Genomic DNA, 21,171 nt, shown 5'->3' on the forward strand with positions numbered 1-21,171 from the left:
ATGGCCATTCCTGCCGATCTTGATCTGACGCGAGGGCCGATCTCGGTGCATTTTCGCACCTTGGCCATTCCCGGCGCCATCGGGATGCTGTTCAACACGCTCTACAATGTTGTCGACATGTTCTTCGCAGGGCTCTTGTCCACAAGTGCTCAGGCCGGGCTCGCACTTGGGTTTCAGGCGTTTTTTGTTGCGATCTCAATAGGCGTTGGGCTTGGCGCTGCAATGAGTGCACTCGTCGGCAACGCACTGGGCGCGGGTGATCATCGAAAGGCACGCAGACTGGCCGCACAAGGCATGAGCTATGGCTTCCTGGCCGCGTGCGTCCTTGCGCTGGCTGGTCTGTGGTATGGTCCTGCACTGATCCGTTTGGTGTCCGAGCCCGGGGATTATCGCGATGCAGGTCTGCGGTATTTCTTTTGGTTGCTCCTTGCTCTTCCAGGTTTTCTGCTGGCCTTTGGCTGTAACGGTATCCTTCAGGCACATGGCGATGCCGTTTCCATGCAGCGGGCGCTGATTGTCGCATTTTTCGCCAACATCGGACTGAATCCATTGCTGATCTACGGGGTTCCGGGCCTGGTTCCCGGCATCGGGTTTGATGGTTTGGCAGTTTCAACCGTGATCAGTCAGACAGGGGTCATGCTCTTCCTGATACGTCAGGTGCTCAGACGGCGCAGGATGCAACGGATGCGGGCGGGGAATTTTGTTCCGCGCCTGGAAAAATTCACTGAAATCTCGGTACAGGTGTTGCCCACAGCCACGTCGTTCCTGGTGATGTTGCTGTCCGGGTTCGTGATGCAGTTTGCGCTTAAGATTTTTGGCGAACACGCAATCGCAGGGTACGGCGTGGCCATTCGTCTGGAGCAAATCCTGCTGTTGCCCGTGTTGGGCGTCACCGGCGCCCTTCTGCCCATAGCCTCCCAGAATTTCGGAGCCCGCGACGGTGCGAGAGTGCGCGAAGCCTTGTTCTATTGCTGGAAGATTGGGTTCATCATGACCGCCATCGCCGCACCTGTCCTGTGGATTTTCGGCGGTCCGGTTCTGGGCCTGTTTACTGACGATCCCGAAGTGATCCGCGTGGGACTAAGCTACCTGCGCGTCGACAGCCTGATCCTGCCGTTCTACATGATGCTGTTTTCGATCAACTCGCTTTTGCAGGCACTGAAAAGGCCGATCTGGACCGTCTGGATCAGCCTGTATCGGCAGGGTTTTGGGGTTGCTTTCTTCGTCTGGATATTTGTCGGCCTGCTGAGTTTCAACGAAATCGGCGTGTGGATCGGAACGGCCGCAGCGGTCATAACCGGGTGGATGATTGCCGTTCTCATTGCAACACACGTGGCACGTCGCGAGCTTGGTGGACTCTGGAAGCCGGTGATCTAATCAGAGGCCGGTACGTATGCTGCCAGTGATGAAGATTTGGCTTTCCCACTAGCTCGTTCTCGGGGCCACTGAATCCGTCCGGCGGACCTGAGGGACGATGTCGCTCAGCGCCAAGTGTTCCAATTTCGGCGTAATGGCCAGAATGGCGCTGCCATGTTCCAGCATGTCCGGGATTGAGCTTGCATGTACAAGACCGCCGGCCTGACGAATGATCAGGGATCCCCGCCAGAGCGTCCCGGTCATTCAGGTGCGCCACGTAGTAGATGCAACGACATCCATCGATCACATCGTCCAAGAGGTTCTGACTTATTGCAGCAGTCCATCGGTCTCGCGACGAAAAGTGATTATTGAAGGCGGCATTCACCTTTACTGAGGTCAGTTTCAGGTTCAAACAAGTATACGTTGCGTTTGCCACTTACGTCTGATCGGCAGGCGTTGGGTTGTCGTTGACGGACAACTGCGCGTTTTTCTATGCTCTTGGAATGATCAGCGGCAAGTTTTTTGACGATCTGTCAGTCGGAGACACCTTCGAGACTGGTGGGATTACGCTCACCGAAGGCGCAATAATTGATTTTGCACTTACGCACGATCCGCAGCCCTTCCACGTGAATAAAGTGGCGGCGAAGGAGTCGATTTTCGGCGGGATCATTGCCAGCGGCTTTCAAACCATAGCGCTCACCTTCCGGCTGTTTCGTGATACCGGCGTACTCACTGGCACCAACCTGGGCGGCCATGGCATGGACGAGGTACGATGGCTCGCTCCGGTGTTCCCGGGAGACACACTTCGTGCTCGTGTTACGGTTGAGGTGCTCACACCATCACGCTCGAAGCCGGACCGGGGAACGGTACGGTTCCGCTATCTGACGTTTAACCAGGATGATATCGAGGTGCTCAATTTGGTGATGGATCACGTAATGGCACGGCGGCAATAAGTCGGTTGAATTTCATATTTCGGTAGTTGGGTTCTGAGTGTTTTCGGCGCCTCACCGGATCGCGGTCCTGGCCGGCCTCCGCACTTTAAAATCTGCTCGGAGCACTCTATCGCCAACGGAGAGGTTCCAGCATCCTTTCAACAGGTTGCCGAAGGCTATTGCACTCGCCCCTTTCTTACCGTTCGTCGGATTGTCGCATTGCTGCGTGGCGACCTGTCAGACCGTACTTCGGTTCAAAGGCAATATCCTGTCGCCGCCAGAGATTGGCAGTGCGCAACAAAGTTGACGGGGATATTGGCAGCGGGGCATTTCAATATAAGAAAAGCCCCCGTCGGGTAACGGGGGCTGTTTTTGAGTTTCATAGGAGTTGCATCAGGAGCCTGCTTCGGGTTTCGGGCACGGGCGGAACTCGATCATCCGCATACCTTCGTTGGCTTGATCCATGGCATCCGCACAGACCTGACCACCGTTAAGATCGTGGGCGATTTTGGCATCTGTGATCGAGTACGAAATTTCCGCAGCGGTCGCGAAATCCCGCACTGTGATGACGTCGTCTCCCAGGATCGTTCTGCTGGTCTGTCTGGTGGTATAAGTCGCTCCGATGGTTGGGTCGATCACCTGCTGCGGGACACTGGCACCGCTGTCATACATGTTCTGTACCGTTCCCAAAGCTTCCGGCTTGGACATACCACCCAGAGAAATGTTCTGGTTAAGCCAGGTCAGACGCAGGTGTCGGCTTGCCGAGGAAATGTCCGCCGGAACGTTCTCTGCAGTCTTTCCATCTTCCGCATTGAACGCTGCAATGTTCTCGCGGTGGTACTGCAACAATGGCGCGTTCGCTTTTACCCCAAGGTCCGAACCTTCAACATTGCCGGAGTAAACCAGAACCTCACCGCCCTCGTTCACTTGGAACAGAACGACATCACCATTTGCGTCCACGGCCGAAACATGCACTCCGTGCTGACCCGCATGACCCAAATCTGCTGACCAGGCGAACTGGAACTCACCCGAGTTATACGCCTCGGCGATTTCGGGGGCGGTGTCGTACATTGCGACCAGATAACCCGGCGCGTCGGCCAAGTTCACGGCCGGGGCGCCATTGTCCTTGTAATCACCAATGTAGTCTGCACTGGGGGACATATAGAGCGTATCCGCAACCATTCCCTTGTCGTTGAAGGCCTGTGCCTGAACACCGTGGAAAGACTCGTTCTCTACCCAAGCTACAGTGAAGTTCTTCGCCGGTTCGTCTGATTGGCGCGAGTATCCATCGGCTTCGTAAGATGTGACGTCATCGCCAACGCCGAAAGTCACAAGATCCATTCCGGTTTTTGTGCCCCAATCTACTGAGCGAACATAGGCGACACCGTGGTCTGATTGCTTGGCAAGCCGCGAGCAGGCGTCCGCTGATGACGCCAATGCGGTCGAGGCCATGAGGGTTGCCATCATTACTTTTGAAAAGAGGGTCATTGTCGTTTCTCCGTCTATCTAGTGTGATTGATCATCTCTGTGAGGCCGATATAGACGTTGAATCATCTATGTGCAATGATTTTGCGCACATTTCCGGTATGCTGTTTTTGCAATGCCACCTTTGCCGGTACCGTTGACTGATGTGTAGATCGCCATTAACCCAAGGAATGACAGAACATTATTTACCGATGGAAAATCATGCAGGTTGAGAGCGACGTCGAACTCGGAAAGCGAATTGCAAAAAAAATCGCGGACCTCATCGAAGAACAAGGCACCAACCCTGGTGCTGTAGCGAAAGCGGCGGGGCTTGGCGTGACGTCGGTCAGAGACCTGCTGAGCGGCAGGGCGCGTACGCCGAACGTCGCAACTCTGGTTCGAATAGCGAATGTGCTTCACGCTGATCCGGGAGACCTCATTAGCCCCCAGCAAAGCGACCCCCAGGCAAATGCACTGTACTTTGCGTTAGACGCGGACAATCAACGCCGTATTCGCGCCATCATGCGAGCGTTGCTCAGCGATCAGGAAGCACGCCAGTAATGCTATTCCGAAATGGAACAGCACACGTCAGTCATGGGCTCGGTGTCGACCTTGAACACTCGCACAAATCACTGTGGAGCGGCTCGCCGAGCTAACCTTTCCCGACAAGAGCAATGTCATCGGCCGACGATGGTTTGTTTTACGCCCCGCGCCGCCGCACAGTTGCTGCAGCAAAGTCAGCGCAACCGGCCCTTCCGGATCGACACATCTGAAGGCTGATGATGAACTGTGACGAACCCGGCCGATTCCGATTTCATTTGCCTCTCCCGGAAACGACAGACGAGGCTAGAACTGCTCTGGCAACATTACGTCCGGTACGTTCTGGAAGCATACAGGCCGCAAGAAACGGCGAATGGCCAGTGTACCGACGGATGTTGCCCCAAAGTTCGTGGAAGCCGGGTATGGACCTCCATGTACCATTGTGTCGCTGACTTCCACACCAGTCGGGAAGCCGTTTACAAGGATCCGGCCAGCTTTGCGTTCAAGAACTGGCAACAACGTTTGCGCAATTTCCGCGTCATCTGAATCCATGTGCAGCGTACATGTGAGCTGCCCCTGCAGGGACATTGACACTTCCCGCATCTGGCCGATGTTTTCTGCGACTACCAGGAGCCCCAATGGCCCGAAAACCTCGTGTCCCAGTGTTTCACTGCCCAGCCAATCCTGCGCCGAGACCTGATAAAGGAAAGGGGTTGCCGTTCGCCCGTCGGACGCGGTTGCCAGCAATTCGGTAACAGACGGTTCTGCAGCAATCATCGACTGACCGCTACGGTATGCCGCCGCAATGCCGTCTGTCAGCATGGTTTGAGGGGCGGTGTTCTTCAAGCCTTCGACTGCGGCCTTGGCAATTGCTTCGGCGTGGTCCTTCAAGACGACTGCAATGCCGGGGTTGGTGCAGAACTGGCCGGCACCCATCGTAAGCGAACCTGCCCAACCGGCGCCAATCTCAGCACCCCGTGTCGCCGCGGCTGCCGGAAGGATGAACATCGGGTTGATTGAGCCTAGCTCACCAAAGAACGGAATGGGTTCAGGACGCTGCGCACAAAGATCGAACAGTGCCCGGCCACCGGTCAAAGAGCCGGTAAACCCTACCGCTCGGATCAGCGGGTGTGTTACCAGTGCCTGCCCTGCCGCCATCGTGTCACCGTGAACGAATGAGAAAGCGCCAGGATGCGTGCCCGTCTTGTCGATTGCGCCCTTGATGGCTTCTGCAACAATCTCTCCGGTCCCCGGATGCGCGGGATGGCCTTTGACCACAACAGGGCAACCGGCGGCCAGCGCCGAAGCGGTGTCGCCGCCAGCGGTTGAGAACGCAAGCGGGAAGTTTGATGCCCCGAAAACGGCAACCGGCCCGATAGGGCGCTGTACCATTTTCAGATCAGGACGCGGCAAAGGGGCTCGATCCGGCAACGCTTTGTCATGGCGGCGGTCCAGATAGTCACCTGACAGTATATGAGAGGCGAACAGGCGCAACTGGCCTACGGTACGACCCCGCTCTCCCTGAATCCGAGCTTCGGGAAGGCCGGTTTCCTGCGTGCCAGTTTGGGTAATGAGATTGCCGCGCGCGTCGATCTCATCAGCAATCGCATTCAGCAGGGCCGCGCGGTCTTCGCGGGTGGAATACCCAAAGCTCCAGAATGCCTCTTCGGCGGCTTGGACCGATGCGTCGATATGGGCGGCGGTTCCGGATGAAAATTCATGTGCGTCCCCACGCACCGGGGAGGATGAAAATTTCACGTCTCCAGCGATCCATTCACCTGCAATCAGGTGTTTTCCGTGCGGCTTGAAAGTCATGTTTCAGTTGTCCCAATGCGTGACCATGTCACATGCGATGTCAAAAGCAGCGCGGGTTGCGCCGACATCCGCACAGCCCTGGCCTGCGATATCAAACGCCGTTCCGTGGGCCGGAGTGGACACGGGGAATGGCAGCCCACCTTGCACCGTCACACCACGGTCAAAGCCAAGCAGTTTCAGCGCTATCTGACCCTGATCGTGATACATCGTCACAACCGCGTCGATTTCCTTGGCAACCGCCTTGAGGAACACGGTGTCGGACGGCCACGGACCATCAACTGACATCTGCCCCCGCGCCAGTTTGCGGACTGCCGGTTCGAGGATGTCGATCTCCTCGGTGCCGAAATTTCCACCGTCACCGGCATGCGGATTGATCGCGGCCACTGAAATCCGAGGGCGATTTAAACCAGAACGGCGCAGTGTGTTGTGGATCAGATGCACCGCTTCGGCAACGCGTTCTTCGCTGATCATGTCGGCCACGTCACGCAGGGCGACATGACTGGTCACGCGGCTGGTCCACATGCCGTCAAGCGTGTTGAGTTCCGAGATGTAGTTCGTCACGCCCAGCTTTTCGGCCATGTAGTGAAGCTCGTCATCATGACCCAGCCCCGCCAAGTGCATCGCAGCCTTGTTGAACGGTCCAAATACGATGGCGTCAATCACACCGGAGCGCGTCAGTTCCAGAGCGGAATCCAGCGTTCGCAGAACCGATGCTCCGCCAGCTTCGGTCACTTCGGCAACCCTCACTTCGTCAGGCGCAATCGTCTCCATCTCGTGCAGGGCGAACGCAGGGGCTTGGGTCCAGTCGCCCAACACGTCTACGGGGGTCAGGTCATAAGTTTCACCGGCGACGGTCTGTCCCGTTTCAAACACATGCCTGTCGCCGATCAGCAGAATGTCCGCCGCCTCGGAAACGCCCTCCGAAGTCAGCAACCGTGCGATCAGTTCCGGCCCGATGCCGCTTGGATCACCGGGAATAATACCAATTCTGGGCTTCATCTTTCAGTCCTCGGACTTTGCTCCACTGCTTTGGGCGTGAAGGCGTTCAATATTCTCGATTGTACTATTCAGGTGATCGCGCAGCGCCCGCCGCGTCGCGGCTGCGTCACGTTTTTGCAGGGCGTCGGTGATCCGCGAGTGTTCGGACAGAGTATTGTCACGGCGATCAACCTGTTGCGACGACAAGAAACGTGCACGCCAAAGGCGGGCGTTATATTGCCGGTGCGTTTCGATAAGGGGCTCATTCCGGCTGGCTTCAACGATGGCCGCGTGAAACTGCATGTCGAGTTGAAAGAACTCCAGCGGTTCGAGCTTTCCGGAACCTTTGGACATACGAGCGCCCAAACGAACGATTTCGGCTATTTCAGCCATCGTTGCTTCGACGCAGGCGATTTCACCCGCCAACGCTTCGAGAGCGCCCAAGACCGAAATATACTGCGTCAACTCGTGCAGAGAAGGGTCGGCAACGTGCGGGCGCCGTGTGGCCGAGTACTCCACCAACCCTTCAACTTCGAGCAACCGCAAGGCTTCGCGCAAAGGCGTACGGGATACGCCGAGCGCCTCGGCCAGATCACGTTCGGGAATTGCCGTACCGGGGGCAAGCTTACCCAGCAGAATAAATTCGCGCAGGTTGTCGGCGGCTTCTTCGGCAAGTGTCTTGCGTGGCTTTACACCACCTTCTTCTTTCAGGCTATCAATCCAGCTCTCGCTCAAATCACTTCCCCCAGCTCAAAACCATAGGATCCAACGGCCGCAGCAGGTCGATCAGACGCGAGCGGATGGCGGGATGCAACGGCGGAATTGGGTGGCGGCAAAATTCTGATTTGATTACGCCGCCTTCGACCATCGCGGCCTTGCACGATTGCCAGCCGCATTGACGGTTTTCGTGATTAATTGCCATGGCTACTCGACCATATGCGGCTGTCGCTTCGTCGATGCGTCCGGCATGGTGGCGGGTCAGCACCGGTTTGATCTGATCCACGATCATGCCCGAGGTCATCGAACCTGTTGCACCGGCATCCAAATCCGCCAGAAGGGTGATGGCCTCTTCGCCATCAAAAGGCGCTTCGATTGCGTCGCCACCCTGTTCTATCAGCGAACGGATTTTGTTGGCGGCACGGGGGCATTCGATCTTGAACAGCTTCACTTCCTCAATCTCTTGTGCCATTCGCACCAGCAGTGGCACAGGCAGGTCCACACCGGAAAGTGGTGCATCCTGCACCATGATCGGAATGCCGACCTCGCCAACAGATGCGAACTGCTCGAAGCTCTGTTCGGGTGTGCCTTTCAGAAGTGCACCATGATATGGCGGCATCATCATTACGATGTCAGCCCCCAAATCCTTGGCGAATTGCGCGCGCTCAACGGCTATCTGCGTGGCATAGTGGCTGATCGTTACGATGACCGGAACCCGTCCCGCGATATGTTCGACCGAAAGCCGCGCCAGTACTTCGCGTTCGGCATCCGAAATCAGAAACTGCTCCGAAAAGTTGGCCAGAACGCAGATTCCATCCGCCCCTTGATCAATCAGGCAGTCGAGCACCCGTTTCATACCTTCGAGATCAAGCGTCCCGTCATCATTGAACGGTGTTGGCGCAACCGGCCAGATACCTGCGTATTTCCGGTTCATTCCTTCACCTCGAAGTCATGCAGATGCTTGTCCGAGATCTCGATCCCGAGGCCGGGCTTGTTGTCGTCCAGATCCAGATAGCCATCCACGGCATCCGGGTCGCCTTCGAAGATGTAATAGAACAGCTCGTTTCCGACCTCGACGTCGAAGACCGGGAAGTATTCGCTGATCATGCAATTCGCATTGGCCATAGTCAGGTGATAATTGTGCATCTGACCTGCATGCGGGATGACCGGAACCTGGAAAGCTTCGGCGACGGCGTTGATCTTTTGCGCGGCCGTGATGCCACCCACGCGGTTCGTGTCATATTGCAGCACACTGACGGCTTTCTTTTGGATCAGATCCTTGCAGCCGATGAGCGAAAATTCATGCTCCCCGCCCGAGATGGGCACGATATTCATGGCATTCAGTTCACGGTATCCTTCCACATCGTCGGCAATCACCGGTTCTTCCAGCCAGCGCGGTTCGTACTTCGCAAGCTTGGGCAGCATCCGCTTGGTGTAATCGACGTTCCAGCCCTGATAGCATTCCAGCATCAGGTCGACGTCATAGCCAATAACTTCACGCACCGCTTCCACGCGTTTGAGGTTTTCCCGCATGCCGGTCATACCGTCCTTGGGGCCCCAGCCAAACCGCATCTTGTAGCCTTGATAATTGTTCTTCCTGGCCTCTTCTGCCTCGGCCTGCATCGCTTCGATCGGCCCCGAATAGAGCTTCGAGTAATAGACCGGTATCTTTTCCTTGGTGCGGCCGCCCAGCAACTTGAACACAGGCTTGCCCGCCAGTTTGCCCATCAGGTCCCAGATGGCGATGTCGATGGCCGAAATCGCTGTCATTCCAATACCCTTACGGCCCCATGCATGCGAGCGGCGGTACATCTTTTCCCAGAGGTAGGCAAAGTCGAACGGGTCTTCGCCGATCACCATGGGCGCGAACCATTCGTCGATGGCCTTTTTCACAACACCTGGCGCGAGTGCAGCGTTGCCGATGCCGACTGTGCCATCTTCGGTTTCAATCTCGCAGGTCAGCCACTGGTGAAACCGGAAAGAGGACATCGCATCGCCCTTTTCCCACAACAAGTCGCTGGCGTTGGTGCAGAAATTACCCTGCGGTGGAACGGTCTTGCCTTTCCAATTCCAGACCCGGGTGCGGACGGATTTGATCTTGGTCATTGTTATTCTCCGGTCGACTTAAGCGGCGAGCGTTGTTTGAAAAGGCGTCCCCACAGCAGCGGGCCAAACAGAGCCAGGACCGTAAGAACAAAGAAGAAGAGCGTAAGCGGACGGGTCAGCATGAGCCACCATTTTTCGTCCAGCATCACCATCGACTGACCGAGGCGTGTTTCCAGCATACCGCCCAGGATCAGGCCGATGGCCATGGGCACCACGGAAAAACCGTAACGGCGCATGAAGAAGCCCAGTATCCCCGAGCCGATGGCGATCCAGACATCCAGCATGGATTGTTCCAGCGCATAGGCACCCACGATCGAGAAGATGAAGACACAAGGCCACAAGATCTGGATCGGGATCAGCGTGACGCGGGCAAAGATCTTGGCACCCCACAGTCCGATGAAGAAGAACAAGATGTTCACCAGCATCATCGACCAGAAGATTGCGAAGGCAAAGTCGGCCTGTTCGGTAAACATCGTCGGGCCGGGTCGCAGGCCATGCACCATCAGACCGGCGAGGATCACAGCAGCCGTCGGGCTGCCTGGAATCCCCAGCGCAAGAGTCGGAACCATCGCCCCACCCGTGGCCGAGTTGTTTGCGGCCTCGGACCCAGCGATACCTTCAAGAGAGCCGTTGCCAAACTCTTCAGGCCTCTTCGACCAGCGCTTGGCCTCGTTATAGCCGATCATCGAGGCTACTGTCGCACCTTCAGCTGGCAGAATGCCGATGAACGTGCCAATACCGGACGACCGCAAAATGGTTTTCCAAACCCGCGAATAGTCTTCGCGCGATGGCAAGCGGATGGCCTTCATGATGACGCGCTTGCGCTCCACATGCAGGTTATCGGCCTGGACCAGCAGTTCTGAGATGCCGAACACACCGATCATGACGGGTACGAATGGGATACCTTCGCTCAGCTCGTTCAGGCCGAAGGTGAAACGCTCGATCGAGGTCAACAGATCGATGCCGACAGTTGCGATCAGCACGCCAAACGCGCCGGACAGGATGTTCTTGACCGGCGATCCATCTCCAATTGTTGCCAGCATCGACAGACCGAAAACTGTCAGCGCAAAGTATTCAGGCGGTGCAAAGTTATACGCAGCCCGCGCCATCAAGGGTGCAGCGGCCATCAGGCACACGACCGAGATAATTCCACCGATGGTCGAGGAGACAGCGGCCATCCCCAGCGCGCGGCCTGCCTCTCCCCTTTGCGCCAAGGGATAGCCGTCCAAGCAAGTGGTGGCACTGGCCGACGTCCCGGGCGTATTGATGAGAATCGCGGTGATCGCTCCGGCAAAAGTCGCCGCGCAATAAATTGTCGTCAGGATCGCAATGGCCGGAATGGGCTCCATCGTGATCGTAAAGGGAAGAAGCAGCGCAACACCTGTTGTCGCATTCAATCCCGGGAGAGCGCCGACCAACACCCCGCCCAGTGTCGCTGCAAATATCAACGCCAGCAGGTTGGGATCAGCAAGAGCCAAAAGGCCGTTCAGAGCAGCATCCATTGTCTTTACCCGTACCAGAGGTTGGTGAGGATCCCGCGCGGGAAGCGGACCTCGAATATGCCGTTGAATAGGAAGAACACCGCCAGCGGCGCGATGATGCCGACCAGTACAAGTGCCCAGACACGCCGCTCACCCCACAGCGCCGCGAGCGACACGGCAAACAGGCCCAACCCCAGAAAGAGATCAATCTCGGCGATCAGCAGGAAACCGATCAGCAACCCGATTGTGGACTGCACAAGTCGCGAGAGCCTGGCAGGTGCCTCATCACGGTCCTTAAAAAGCAACCAGACTGACAGTAGAACGATCAGGCCGATAACCAACTGAGGGAAATCAGAGGGCTGCATGCCGCGTTTCAGGATCGGCGGAACGCGCTCGAATTGCGTCGACAGCCAGAAGGCCCAGGCGCAAAACACCAAGATCCCCAGCGGGACAGCAAACTGCGCGAAACCACCCTTTGGACCATGTCCGGTATTGTCATTGGACTTTTGCATCAGTTTGTACCCGTCCGCTGGAGAAGTTAGCGCGGCAAGCACCTGACCTGCCGCGCTAAATGCTTAAGATTACTCGATAAAGCCCAATTCTTTCAGAGCGGATTCCATATCGGTGACCATAGTGGTGATCTGGTTGCCCCACTCATCGGAACCCACGACCGAAGTGCTGTCCAACCCGACGGATTCCAGGAAGCCTTGGTATACGCCATGGTTCATGGACTTCAGCAGGGAATCCTCGATCTTGACAGCAACATCATCGGGCGTGTCGGCGTGAACAACAAATCCGCGAACCGTCGAGAAACTGACATCAATGCCCATCTCCTTGGCGGTTTTCACATCTGGCAGACCTGCCATACGCTCGTTGGCCAAAACAACGATGGGGCAAACGTCGCCTGCGTCGATCTGAGATCCGGCTTCGGCCAGGTTCAGAACAGCCGCGTCAACCGCACCTGCAACCAGTTGGGTCGCCAGTTCACCACCGCCTTCGAAGGGAACAATTTTCGGGGTCTGCATGCCGCCTTTCTTGGTGAACATGAACGCCGATACGTCGTCAATGTTGCCCAGGTGGGTGGTGCCATAACTGATTGGTGCTTCTTTCTGAGCTGCAACAAAGGCTTCGGCATCCTCATATGCACCGCAACGTACCATCAGGATCTGCGGGTCATCGGTGCCGCGGGCGATCGGGCGGATATCGTCCAGAGACATCTTGGTCTTGCCTTTTGCAACTGTCGCTGCGTGACCGATGGTGAAGGTCAGGATCGTGTAACCATCCGCCGGGACGGTCAGGTAGTGGTCCATGGCGACTGCACCGCCGCCACCTTTCTTGTTTACGACAACCATGTCGGTGCCCAATTCGCGACGGGCACGCAGCATCATCATGCGAGTGGTGACGTCCGTACCACCACCGTTTCCGGCATGGGTCACGACCTCGATGGTTTTGGATGGGTACTCATCAGCGGCGGCGATGGTACCGGTCAGGGTCATGGCTGCAACCGAAACGGTGGCAAGAAACTTCATCATTTTTCGATCCTCCTAAGTTCTCGAACCGGGCCTCCTCAGATCCGATTCGCAATCTCGCCCGGATTTCGTATCAGGTATTTGGAATTTGGTATACCAAATTTTTTTCTTGGGGATGCGTGCCTGAAAACGCAGGTACGGGAAACAGCAAAGTTGCTTCGCTCATGTATTCAGATGAGCGGTCGACCCGTTCTCAAGGCTGGCTTTGAACAGCGCAGCAATTCCAAAGGCTTTTGCAAGAATTGAGCGAAAGTCTATGTATAAGTGAGGCCAGCAACGCGCGCACAGCAAACTTCTGCCATCAGCGCTTTCCAAATGTTTGAAGCGTGAAAATGAATGGCCGCTTCGGACACGCGGACGCTTGCCAGCAGCCCCTCAGGGACTGACATATGGACTTTGCGATCTTTTCACCGAACCCCAAGAACATCAGCTTTCGCTGTTTGGCAACTGAAAGCACAACGGTCTGTTCATCCAGTCTCTTGAACCTTCATCGACAAAAACAATCAGTCACCATCGGCGACGCCTTCTGCCCGTGCAAGCGCTCGGCGCTGGCGATAGCTGGGAAGGACGACCAATACGACGGCCAGCACCAGCAGTCCCAAAGTCATTGGACGTTCCCAGATAAAGCTTACTCCGTCATACAGTTGCATCGCGCGCGAGAAGTTGTTCTCCAGCAGCGGGCCAAGGATGAACCCGATCAGCAGGGGTGCAAGCGGGTAGTCGGCAAACCTCAGCAACGTGGCGCAAACACCAAAACCGACCAGAATAAGCAGTTCGGTCGCGTTGTTCTGCCCGATATAGGCACCCATGAGGGTGAAGAACAGAATGAACGGTATAAGGAAGTTGCGCGGTACGGCCAGAATCTTGGCGATGTAGGGAATAAGCGGAAGGTTCAGGATCAACAGAACCAGATTGCCCAGATACATCGAGATAATGACCGCCCAAAAGATCTGCGGTTCGTCAACCATGAGGCGCGGACCGGGCGACACGTTCAGGGCAATCAACGCACCGAGAAGGATCGCCGTCGTACCAGACCCGGGAATGCCGAGCGTCAGGAGCGGAACAAACGACCCCGTACACGCGGCGTTGTTGGCACTTTCGGGTGCGGCGATCCCCTTGACGGAACCTTTGCCAAATTGCTCCTGCTCTTCTTTGGACGCGATATTGCGCTCGACGGCGTAACCGAGGAAAGAGGCGATCGTCGCCCCGGCCCCGGGCAGCACTCCGATGAAGAACCCCTGAAGGGATTGACGTCCGATGACCGGGGTAATCCTGCGCGCCTCGTCGCGTGTGATCCTAAGGTCCTTGATCTCGCCGGCCTTTTCGCCATCACCCGTCTTGGATCGGTTCGGATCAAGCACCAGATAGATCGCCTCGGGCAACGCGAACATCGCCATGGCCAGAGTTATGAAGCCAAAGCCCGACTGCAAATCCATGATGCCCATCGTGAAACGCGGTGAATTGAACAAGACACCTTCTCCTACGGTGGCCATGATCAGGCCGAGAAACGTCATCAACAGCGCCTTGCTGACCTGCCCGGTTCCGGCAAAAGCCGCGATGGCCGAAAGCCCCACAACCATCAGGGCGAAGTATTCGGATGAGTGGAACAGAAGCGCGACTGAAGCCAGCGCAGGGGCGAAGATCATCAACAGGACCGCGCCAATCGTACCACCCGCAAAGCTTGAAATTGCGGCGACCGTTAACGCTTTGCCAGCTTTGCCCTGGCGCGTCATGGGGTAGCCGTCAAAGCTCGTGGCCACGGTTGAGGCAACCCCGGGCGCATTGATCAGTATCGATGAGGTCGAGCCCCCGAATACCGCGCCATAATAGACACCGGCCAGCAGGATCAGTGCCGCCGAGGGATCACCGATGGTGATTGCGACCGGGATCATGATTGCGATGATCGACATCGGGCCCAGGCCCGGCAACATGCCGATGAATGTTCCGATCAGGCAACCGCCGACAACCATTAGAATGTTGGTGAATGTAAAAGCCGTTGAAAGGCCCGTCATTAATCCTTCGAGCATCTCAAACTCCGTTCAGAAGTGATGGCATCGGGCTGAGGAAAATGCCCAGGACCACATCAACCAGATACCAGATACTGCCTGCCGCGATGGCCGCTACCACAGCCATCAGGACATAGCGGCGTTCCCCCAGAATGAAGTTACCGCAAGTAAGAAACAGGAACGTGGCCGCCAGGAACCCGAGCGGGCGGAGCAAAAAAGCATATGCAACCATGAGGCCTAACAGAGACAGCGCTTGCCCAACTTTGTACTCGCCCAATCGGGACAGGTTGATATCCGCGGCTTCCTCTTTCGCCGGGGCTTTCTCGAAGCCGAGCAGAATAGCCAGTGACAGCAATATTCCACCTGCGGCAAGAACCTTGGGAAAAGTCGACGGCCAGAGCGGCCGCTGTTTCATGATCGGCGGCAGCAGATCGTCCATTGTGAAATAAGCCGCGTAGCCATAGGCAAGACATAGCATCAGGATGACAAGCGCTATCCAGCGATCAATCACCATCGACCTCTCCCTCTTTTATCGGTACCACGCCCGGGCATTCCCGGGCGCATTTGTGTTTGGAAGCGAATTAGCGTGATCAGAGGAAGCCAAGCTGCCGCATCAGATCGCCGATAACCTTCTCTTGATTTTCCAGGAAGGTCTGGAAATCGTCGCCGGGGTTGTGAATGTTCACCCAACCGTTGCGCGAACGAACTTCTTCCCACTCAGCCGTGTCGTACATTTTGGCGATGGCCTCCTGATAGGCCGCCAATTGTTCGGCGGGCAGACCCGGTGCCGCGAAGAACCCACGCCAGTTGACAAACGTTGTGTCGTTGCCTTGCTCGACCATGGTCGGTGCATCCGGGTACGCATCCACGCGATCCGAGGACGTCACTCCGATGATACGGACCTCTCCGGCCTTGGCCAGTTCCACGGCTTCGGAAAAGCCGGTTGAAACCGCCTGTACTTCGCCAGACAGCAAACCCGCCATCGTCGCACCGCCGCCGTCATATGGGACATACTTCATCGCGACCGGGTCGGCGCCCGCCGCCTGGAACACCATCGCGGCAACCAGATGATCCATCCCGCCCGGGACCGAACCACCACCTACGGCAACGCCCGCGGGATCGGCGTTGAACGCCTCGATCAAGCCATTGACGTCTTGAATGTCGCTGTCCGCAGGAACAACCAGCGCCGCGTAGTCACCGATAGTTCCGGCAACCAGTGTCAGATCGCGGAAGCTTTGCGGGAAGACACCAGTCAATGAACGGATCACGATAGGCGTTGAGTTCACCATCAGCGTGCCGTGATTGCTGGCCGCGTTTTCGATCAGATAACCGATGGCTTTGCCACCACCGCCACCTGACATGTTCTCGTAGCTGGCAGTGCCAACAAGACCCGACTTGGTCAGCGCTTCACCAGTTCCGCGCGCCGTGCCATCCCAGCCGCCGCCGGCTCCGCCGGGGATCAGAAAGTGGATGCTGTCCACGACCTGGTGACCATCAGCGGCCGCCGAGCCGACAAGACCAAACGCCGCAACAGCCGCAAGAAGGGCCCGACGGCCCAGTTCGAAATTCGACATAATGTCCTCCCAATTGACAACCGTCCGCACTACGGATCAGTTGATGTTGGAGAAAGCACACCAACCTGACACAGACCTGTCACGCAGAAAAAATCGTTCCAGAGCGCAATGAAGTTCCTTCTTGTCGAAGACAATCTTGACCTTGCCAATGCCATCGCATCACGCATGCGAATAGATGGTCATGTCATTGATCATGCAGAGAAACTTGAAGACGCCTCGGCCTTTGTTGCGACCGGGGAATACGATCTTATCCTGCTCGATATCATGTTGCCTGATGGCGATGGCCGCACGTTCCTTGAGAAGCATCGCGCCAGTGATTTGGACACTCCGGTGATCGTCCTGACCGCCCGAAGCCAGGTGTCGGATCGAATCGGTTCGCTTGATCTGGGCGCTGATGATTATGTCACCAAACCCTTTGATCACGCAGAGTTGGAGGCCCGTATCCGCGCCGTCCTGCGTCGCAGGTCCGGCAATGCAAGAACCACGATCGAGATCGGTGGCGTCGTTTTCGACCCGGTCGCAGGCCACCTGACTGTCGGGGGTGAGGCCGTTACAATGCGCAATCGCGAACTGCGCCTTCTTGAACTGTTTCTCAACGCACCCGGCCAGATCTTTTCCAAGAACAAGCTGTCCGATCGGTTGTTTTCCTACGATGAGGACGTTTCGGAAAACGCGATCGAGGTTTACATTGGACGCCTTCGCAAACATTTGTCAGCCTCGAAGTTGAGGATCACCACATTGCGTGGCCTTGGCTACCGATTGGACCAAGATGGATAGCGTCGCGGTATCAGGATCGCTCAGAAATCGGTTGGTGCTGACCCTGATCGGAGGCGCTGCGGTTCTCGCACTGGTCTTGTTTTTCGCCGTCCGAAACTTTGCGGTGCAGGTGGCGCAACAGGGTCAGGACAACATCCTTGACGCTTCGGTCACGTCGATGCTGGACGCCGCCACAATTCGGGATGGCATGGTCGAGCTTGACCTGCCTTACTCGGCGTTTTCGATGCTAAGCACTCCGGCCGACGACCGCGTGTTTTATGCAATCCTGCAGGACGGCCAATTCCTGTCGGGCTACGAGGACCTGACATTTGCCGATGACCAGACATTTCAATCCGACAAAATTCGCGGTTCAGACGTCCGGAAAATCAGCGCAAGCCGCACCTTGATCGGGGCGAACCGACGAACAGAAATCCAGATTGTCCTTGCGCAAACGCAAGACGCTCTTTCCGAAACACTCGATCAGATTTCACGAAATGCTGCCCTTCTCGGTATCGGTTTTTTTGGGCTGGCTGCTGGACTTTCATTTTGGGCGACGTCGACCACAATTGGCCAGCTTGGCAAGCTGACGACATCCGTCGCGCGACGGGGGCCGCAGGACCTGAGCCCGTTCGCCAAACCAGTGCCACGGGAAATGGCGCCACTGGTCAAGTCGCTCAACTCGCTGATGGGACGGCTGGACCAGTCCCTAAGCCAGTCCGAGGACTTCATCGCAGAGGCTGCGCACCGAGTCCGCACGCCACTTGCAACCGTCCGTTCCTACGCGGAAGCCACGTTGCAGCGTGTTGAAAAAGAGGAAAATCGCGAAGCCATGCGGTCGATGGTGAAGGCCATCGACGAAAGTTCTCGTGCGGCAGGTCAGCTTCTGGATCATGCGATGATCACATTCCGGGCCGATCATCTGGAACGGCACGAGATCGACCTTGTCGAACTTGTGCGCGATCTGGTTTTGCGCCTGACGCCCATCGTGGAAATGAAAGATCTTTCTCTTTCTTTGGTAGGGGACGCGCACGTTCGTTATGCCGGGGACGCGATTTTGATCCAAAGCGCTGTGCGAAACTTAATTGACAATGCGATGAAATACGGACCTGTCGAAAGTGAGATCGAGATCACGGTTTCGAGCAAACCGACCCCCCGGATCACGGTGTGCGACCACGGGCCCGGTTTTCCATCTCATGAAATCGAAACTCTGACCACGCGTTTTCAGCGTGGAGCAAATGCCTCGAATACCATCGGCTCAGGACTAGGACTGACGATCGCGCGGGATGTCGCATCGGTCCATGGCGGCCAGCTAATTCTGAAAAACCGACCGGAGGGTGGCGCGTGCGTAACCTTATCGCTTTAGGTTTGATCTGGCTGTGCCAAGTCGGATGGGCGCAGGACTGGGAAGATCGGCAGATCTTCAACGAAACCCAGGCGACCACGTCCCTGCGTGTAATTTCAAGCACAGACACGGACCTGTTCGCGCCACTGATCGAAGCCTTCGTCGCCAGCAATCCGGACGTGGCCATCGAATACCTGGTCACCGGAACAGCCGATATCGACCGGCGTTTTCGTGAGGAGCCCGAGGCTTTCGATATTGCCATTTCCAGCGCCATGGATTTGCAGTTGAAACTCACAAACGATGGCTACGCCCTAGCTCTGGAGGACCTTTCACATCCGGCCTGGGCGCAATGGCGGCAAAGCCTATTTGCCTTCACCTCTGAACCAGCGGCCATTGTCATCAACCGCGCCGCCTTCAAAGGGCTCCCAATCCCGCAATCCCGGCAGGAGCTGATCGAGACGCTGCGTGCGCACCCAGACATATTCAGAGGCCGCATTGGAACCTACGACGTTCGCCAATCCGGTTTGGGCTATCTTTTTGCGACGCAGGACGCGCGGGCGTCCGAAACGTTCTGGAGGTTGATGGAAGTGATGGGCGGGCTTGATGCCCGGCTTTATTGTTGTTCGGGCGAGATGATCGACGACCTTACCAACCGAAAAATTGCGGTCGCCTACAATGTGCTTGGCAGCTACGCCGAAGCGCGTGCCGAAAGCCAGGACATCCTTGAAATTGTGCTGCCCTCTGACTACCCGACAACAATGATGCGGACAGCGTTGGTTTCAAGGGCATCCGGTGAACCGGCAACAGCCCGGCGGTTCATCGAGTTTGTTCTGAAGTATCAATCCAACCCCATGGACGGAGCGCGTACTCTGCCGCCGCTTCAGGAAAGAAAGAACGGCACGGAACACGCAACTATTGCGCTTGAACCAGCCTTGATGACATTTCTGGATACCCTGAAGCGAAACAAGTTTCTTTCAGAATGGGAAAATGCGCTGATACACAAATAAGATCGCTTGGCGGTGGTCAGTTTTTCCTGTGTCCGAACATTGGTCGATCTTAAGGGTCTGATCTATTTGGGCTCCTGCCAGACTTCGAAAGATGCGCAGCATTTCGTGCACTTATTCCTCTTCAAGGACGCTTCGCGGTGATGGTTCAACACGGGCCACAGTTTCCCACTTTGCGTTCATAGCCAACAATGTTGCCCTTTTGATCCAGAGAGAAATCACAGCAATTCTCGAAAAGTTTGCGCAGTTGACGACGGCTGGCCTGCACCTGGGACTTCAATGTTGAGTAGCTGACACCGAGTTCGGCCGCTTGATCTTTTTGCGATACGCCCTGCAAGTCTATCCTGCGCAGCAGCTCGCCCATTTCGGGCGGCAGAGCATCTATGAATGGTGCAACACAATTCTCCAGCACATGCTGGTCATTTTCATCCAGATCGCCGTACCAAAGGTCATCCGGATGAACAGATTTGTGCCGCCCTCTGCTTCGATAAAAGTCAGTGATCGTGTTGCTCGCAATCTGAAACAGCCACGATTTCAGGCTTTTGACCTCATTTGGACCGCTTATGCCCTGGTGCGCTTTCAGCAGGATCACTTGAAGCAGATCTTCTGCATCTTCTTCGTTCGGTACTTTTGAGCGAAGGAATGCAAACAGGCTGGCCCGGTATTCTGACCAAACATTCTCGAGATCCGGTTTCGCTTGCGCCATCCGTAGCCACCCCATCACCGCCAAAAAATATCACTCAAGATCAACTTGTTGGAAGGTATTTTCCCAATAGGTTCGTCTTTTTGCATCGCTGGTCGTCTTACAGGTCGGATCAACCAGAAAGGACTTCACCCATGATCAAGATCGTCAGTTTCAAGATCTGCCCGTTCGTTCAGCGCGTCACCGCGATGCTCGAGGCCAAGCAGGTTCTCTATGATATTGAGTACATCGACCTGAAGAACAAGCCCGCGTGGTTTCTCGATATCTCACCCACCGGCCAGGTTCCTGTATTGATCACCGAAAACGGCCAGTCATTGTTCGAATCCGATGCAATCGTCGAGTACATCGACGAGATCACGCCACCACTCCAGGAGAACTTGACGCCCGAGCAGCGCGCGACCAATCGGGCCTGGAGCTATCAGGCAACCAAACATTATCTGGTTCAATGCAGCACGATGCAAAGCGCCAACAAAGAGGTTTTGGACGAACGCATGGCGAAACTCAGAAAATCCTTCGAAAAGGCCGAGCGCCAGTTGGGTCAAAGACAGTATTTCTCGGGCGACACGATTGGGAACGTGGATATCGCCTGGCTCCCTCTGCTGCATCGCGCGGCAATTGTTGAGGAGCACAGCGGTTACGACATGCTCTCGGATTTCCCGAAAGTAAAGGCCTGGCAGCAAGCGCTTTTGACCAGCGGAGTTCCTTCGAATTCTGTGCCTGAAGACTTTCACCAGAAGTTTTCTGACTTCTATCTGGCCGAACGGACCTGGCTGGGACGTGGGGCCAATCCGAACGAAGTCCCTTGCGAACCAACACAAACCAAATCGGTTGCGTGCTGTGGATAACATGACGCGTCGGACCCTGCCCA

Annotated in this window: 21 protein-coding genes; 7 read left to right on the top strand and 14 right to left on the bottom strand. The window is 56.3% G+C overall.

The window, feature by feature from the left end:
• Positions 1-1,377, top strand: a complete 1,377-nt coding sequence (locus ACR1XU_RS20620) for an MATE family efflux transporter (protein ID WP_480908420.1) — start codon at positions 1-3, stop codon at positions 1,375-1,377.
• Positions 1,378-1,425: 48 nt separating this feature from the next.
• Here the strand turns inward: ACR1XU_RS20620 and ACR1XU_RS20625 are convergent, their stop codons facing one another.
• The gene (locus tag ACR1XU_RS20625) at positions 1,426-1,620 is read right to left on the bottom strand and encodes a hypothetical protein (RefSeq protein WP_480908418.1); all 195 of its coding nucleotides are present in this window, start codon (positions 1,618-1,620) and stop codon (positions 1,426-1,428) included.
• A 197-nt stretch (positions 1,621-1,817) separates the two neighbouring features.
• Between ACR1XU_RS20625 and ACR1XU_RS20630 the strand changes: the two genes are divergently transcribed.
• The gene (locus ACR1XU_RS20630) at positions 1,818-2,309 is read left to right on the top strand and encodes a MaoC family dehydratase (RefSeq protein ID WP_480492294.1); all 492 of its coding nucleotides are present in this window, start codon (positions 1,818-1,820) and stop codon (positions 2,307-2,309) included.
• A gap of 372 nt (positions 2,310-2,681) precedes the next feature.
• On the opposite strand, the gene ACR1XU_RS20635 is transcribed toward ACR1XU_RS20630, so the two are convergent.
• Positions 2,682-3,776: an Ntn hydrolase family protein gene (locus ACR1XU_RS20635; protein ID WP_480908416.1), complete on the bottom strand. Its 1,095-nt coding sequence runs from the start codon at positions 3,774-3,776 to the stop codon at positions 2,682-2,684.
• 198 nt (positions 3,777-3,974) lie between these two features.
• Between ACR1XU_RS20635 and ACR1XU_RS20640 the strand changes: the two genes are divergently transcribed.
• Positions 3,975-4,313, top strand: coding sequence for a helix-turn-helix domain-containing protein (locus ACR1XU_RS20640; RefSeq protein ID WP_170613896.1), 339 nt, complete (start codon positions 3,975-3,977; stop codon positions 4,311-4,313).
• Positions 4,314-4,598: 285 nt separating this feature from the next.
• Here ACR1XU_RS20640 and ACR1XU_RS20645 read toward each other — a convergent pair whose 3' ends face one another.
• The 11 genes from ACR1XU_RS20645 to ACR1XU_RS20695 form a co-directional block, all read right to left on the bottom strand.
• Positions 4,599-6,107, bottom strand: coding sequence for an aldehyde dehydrogenase (NADP(+)) (locus ACR1XU_RS20645; RefSeq protein ID WP_480908415.1), 1,509 nt, complete (start codon positions 6,105-6,107; stop codon positions 4,599-4,601).
• Positions 6,108-6,110: 3 nt separating this feature from the next.
• Positions 6,111-7,106, bottom strand: coding sequence for a 4-hydroxythreonine-4-phosphate dehydrogenase PdxA (locus ACR1XU_RS20650; protein ID WP_170808136.1), 996 nt, complete (start codon positions 7,104-7,106; stop codon positions 6,111-6,113).
• A gap of 3 nt (positions 7,107-7,109) precedes the next feature.
• Entirely contained in the window at positions 7,110-7,820 is a 711-nt protein-coding gene (locus ACR1XU_RS20655; RefSeq protein WP_170613893.1) for a GntR family transcriptional regulator, read from the bottom strand.
• Position 7,821: 1 nt separating this feature from the next.
• The gene (locus ACR1XU_RS20660) at positions 7,822-8,736 is read right to left on the bottom strand and encodes a dihydrodipicolinate synthase family protein (protein ID WP_480908413.1); all 915 of its coding nucleotides are present in this window, start codon (positions 8,734-8,736) and stop codon (positions 7,822-7,824) included.
• Positions 8,733-9,908, bottom strand: a complete 1,176-nt coding sequence (locus ACR1XU_RS20665; protein ID WP_480908411.1) for an L-rhamnonate dehydratase — start codon at positions 9,906-9,908, stop codon at positions 8,733-8,735. Before ACR1XU_RS20665 ends, ACR1XU_RS20660 begins: the two co-directional genes overlap by 4 nt.
• 2 nt (positions 9,909-9,910) lie before the next feature.
• A complete protein-coding gene (locus ACR1XU_RS20670) occupies positions 9,911-11,410 on the bottom strand; it encodes a tripartite tricarboxylate transporter permease (RefSeq protein ID WP_170808133.1) in 1,500 nt (499 codons plus the stop codon).
• A gap of 5 nt (positions 11,411-11,415) precedes the next feature.
• Positions 11,416-11,901, bottom strand: a complete 486-nt coding sequence (locus ACR1XU_RS20675) for a tripartite tricarboxylate transporter TctB family protein (RefSeq protein WP_170613889.1) — start codon at positions 11,899-11,901, stop codon at positions 11,416-11,418.
• A 69-nt stretch (positions 11,902-11,970) separates the two neighbouring features.
• Positions 11,971-12,921 carry a tripartite tricarboxylate transporter substrate binding protein gene (locus ACR1XU_RS20680; RefSeq protein WP_170613888.1) on the bottom strand — a complete coding sequence of 317 codons (951 nt, stop codon included), beginning with the start codon at positions 12,919-12,921 and terminating at the stop codon, positions 11,971-11,973.
• Positions 12,922-13,421: 500 nt separating this feature from the next.
• On the bottom strand, positions 13,422-14,945 hold the full coding sequence (locus ACR1XU_RS20685; protein ID WP_170613887.1) for a tripartite tricarboxylate transporter permease: 1,524 nt from the start codon (positions 14,943-14,945) through the stop codon (positions 13,422-13,424).
• A gap of 1 nt (position 14,946) precedes the next feature.
• Positions 14,947-15,438, bottom strand: a complete 492-nt coding sequence (locus ACR1XU_RS20690; RefSeq protein WP_170613886.1) for a tripartite tricarboxylate transporter TctB family protein — start codon at positions 15,436-15,438, stop codon at positions 14,947-14,949.
• A 76-nt stretch (positions 15,439-15,514) separates the two neighbouring features.
• The gene (locus ACR1XU_RS20695; protein WP_480909651.1) at positions 15,515-16,498 is read right to left on the bottom strand and encodes a tripartite tricarboxylate transporter substrate binding protein; all 984 of its coding nucleotides are present in this window, start codon (positions 16,496-16,498) and stop codon (positions 15,515-15,517) included.
• Positions 16,499-16,606: 108 nt separating this feature from the next.
• Here ACR1XU_RS20695 and ACR1XU_RS20700 point away from each other — a divergent pair, with 108 nt between their 5' ends.
• Genes ACR1XU_RS20700 through ACR1XU_RS20710 form a run of 3 tightly spaced genes read left to right on the top strand, consistent with a single transcriptional unit; the run spans position 16,607 to position 19,603 of the window.
• Entirely contained in the window at positions 16,607-17,275 is a 669-nt protein-coding gene (locus ACR1XU_RS20700; RefSeq protein WP_480909648.1) for a response regulator transcription factor, read from the top strand.
• On the top strand, positions 17,268-18,617 hold the full coding sequence (locus tag ACR1XU_RS20705; protein WP_480915659.1) for a sensor histidine kinase: 1,350 nt from the start codon (positions 17,268-17,270) through the stop codon (positions 18,615-18,617). Before ACR1XU_RS20700 ends, ACR1XU_RS20705 begins: the two co-directional genes overlap by 8 nt.
• Positions 18,596-19,603 carry an ABC transporter substrate-binding protein gene (locus ACR1XU_RS20710; RefSeq protein WP_480909681.1) on the top strand — a complete coding sequence of 336 codons (1,008 nt, stop codon included), beginning with the start codon at positions 18,596-18,598 and terminating at the stop codon, positions 19,601-19,603. The genes ACR1XU_RS20705 and ACR1XU_RS20710 overlap by 22 nt, the downstream gene beginning before the upstream one ends.
• A 145-nt stretch (positions 19,604-19,748) precedes the next feature.
• Here ACR1XU_RS20710 and sigZ read toward each other — a convergent pair whose 3' ends face one another.
• A complete protein-coding gene (sigZ, locus tag ACR1XU_RS20715; RefSeq protein WP_480915657.1) occupies positions 19,749-20,306 on the bottom strand; it encodes an RNA polymerase sigma factor SigZ in 558 nt (185 codons plus the stop codon).
• Positions 20,307-20,437: 131 nt separating this feature from the next.
• On the opposite strand from sigZ, the gene ACR1XU_RS20720 reads away from it, so the two are divergent.
• Complete coding sequence (locus tag ACR1XU_RS20720; RefSeq protein WP_480915658.1) at positions 20,438-21,148, top strand: glutathione S-transferase family protein; 711 nt, start codon at positions 20,438-20,440, stop codon at positions 21,146-21,148.
• Positions 21,149-21,171: the final 23 nt, after the last annotated feature.

The organism is Ruegeria sp. D1(2025) (assembly GCF_056536425.1).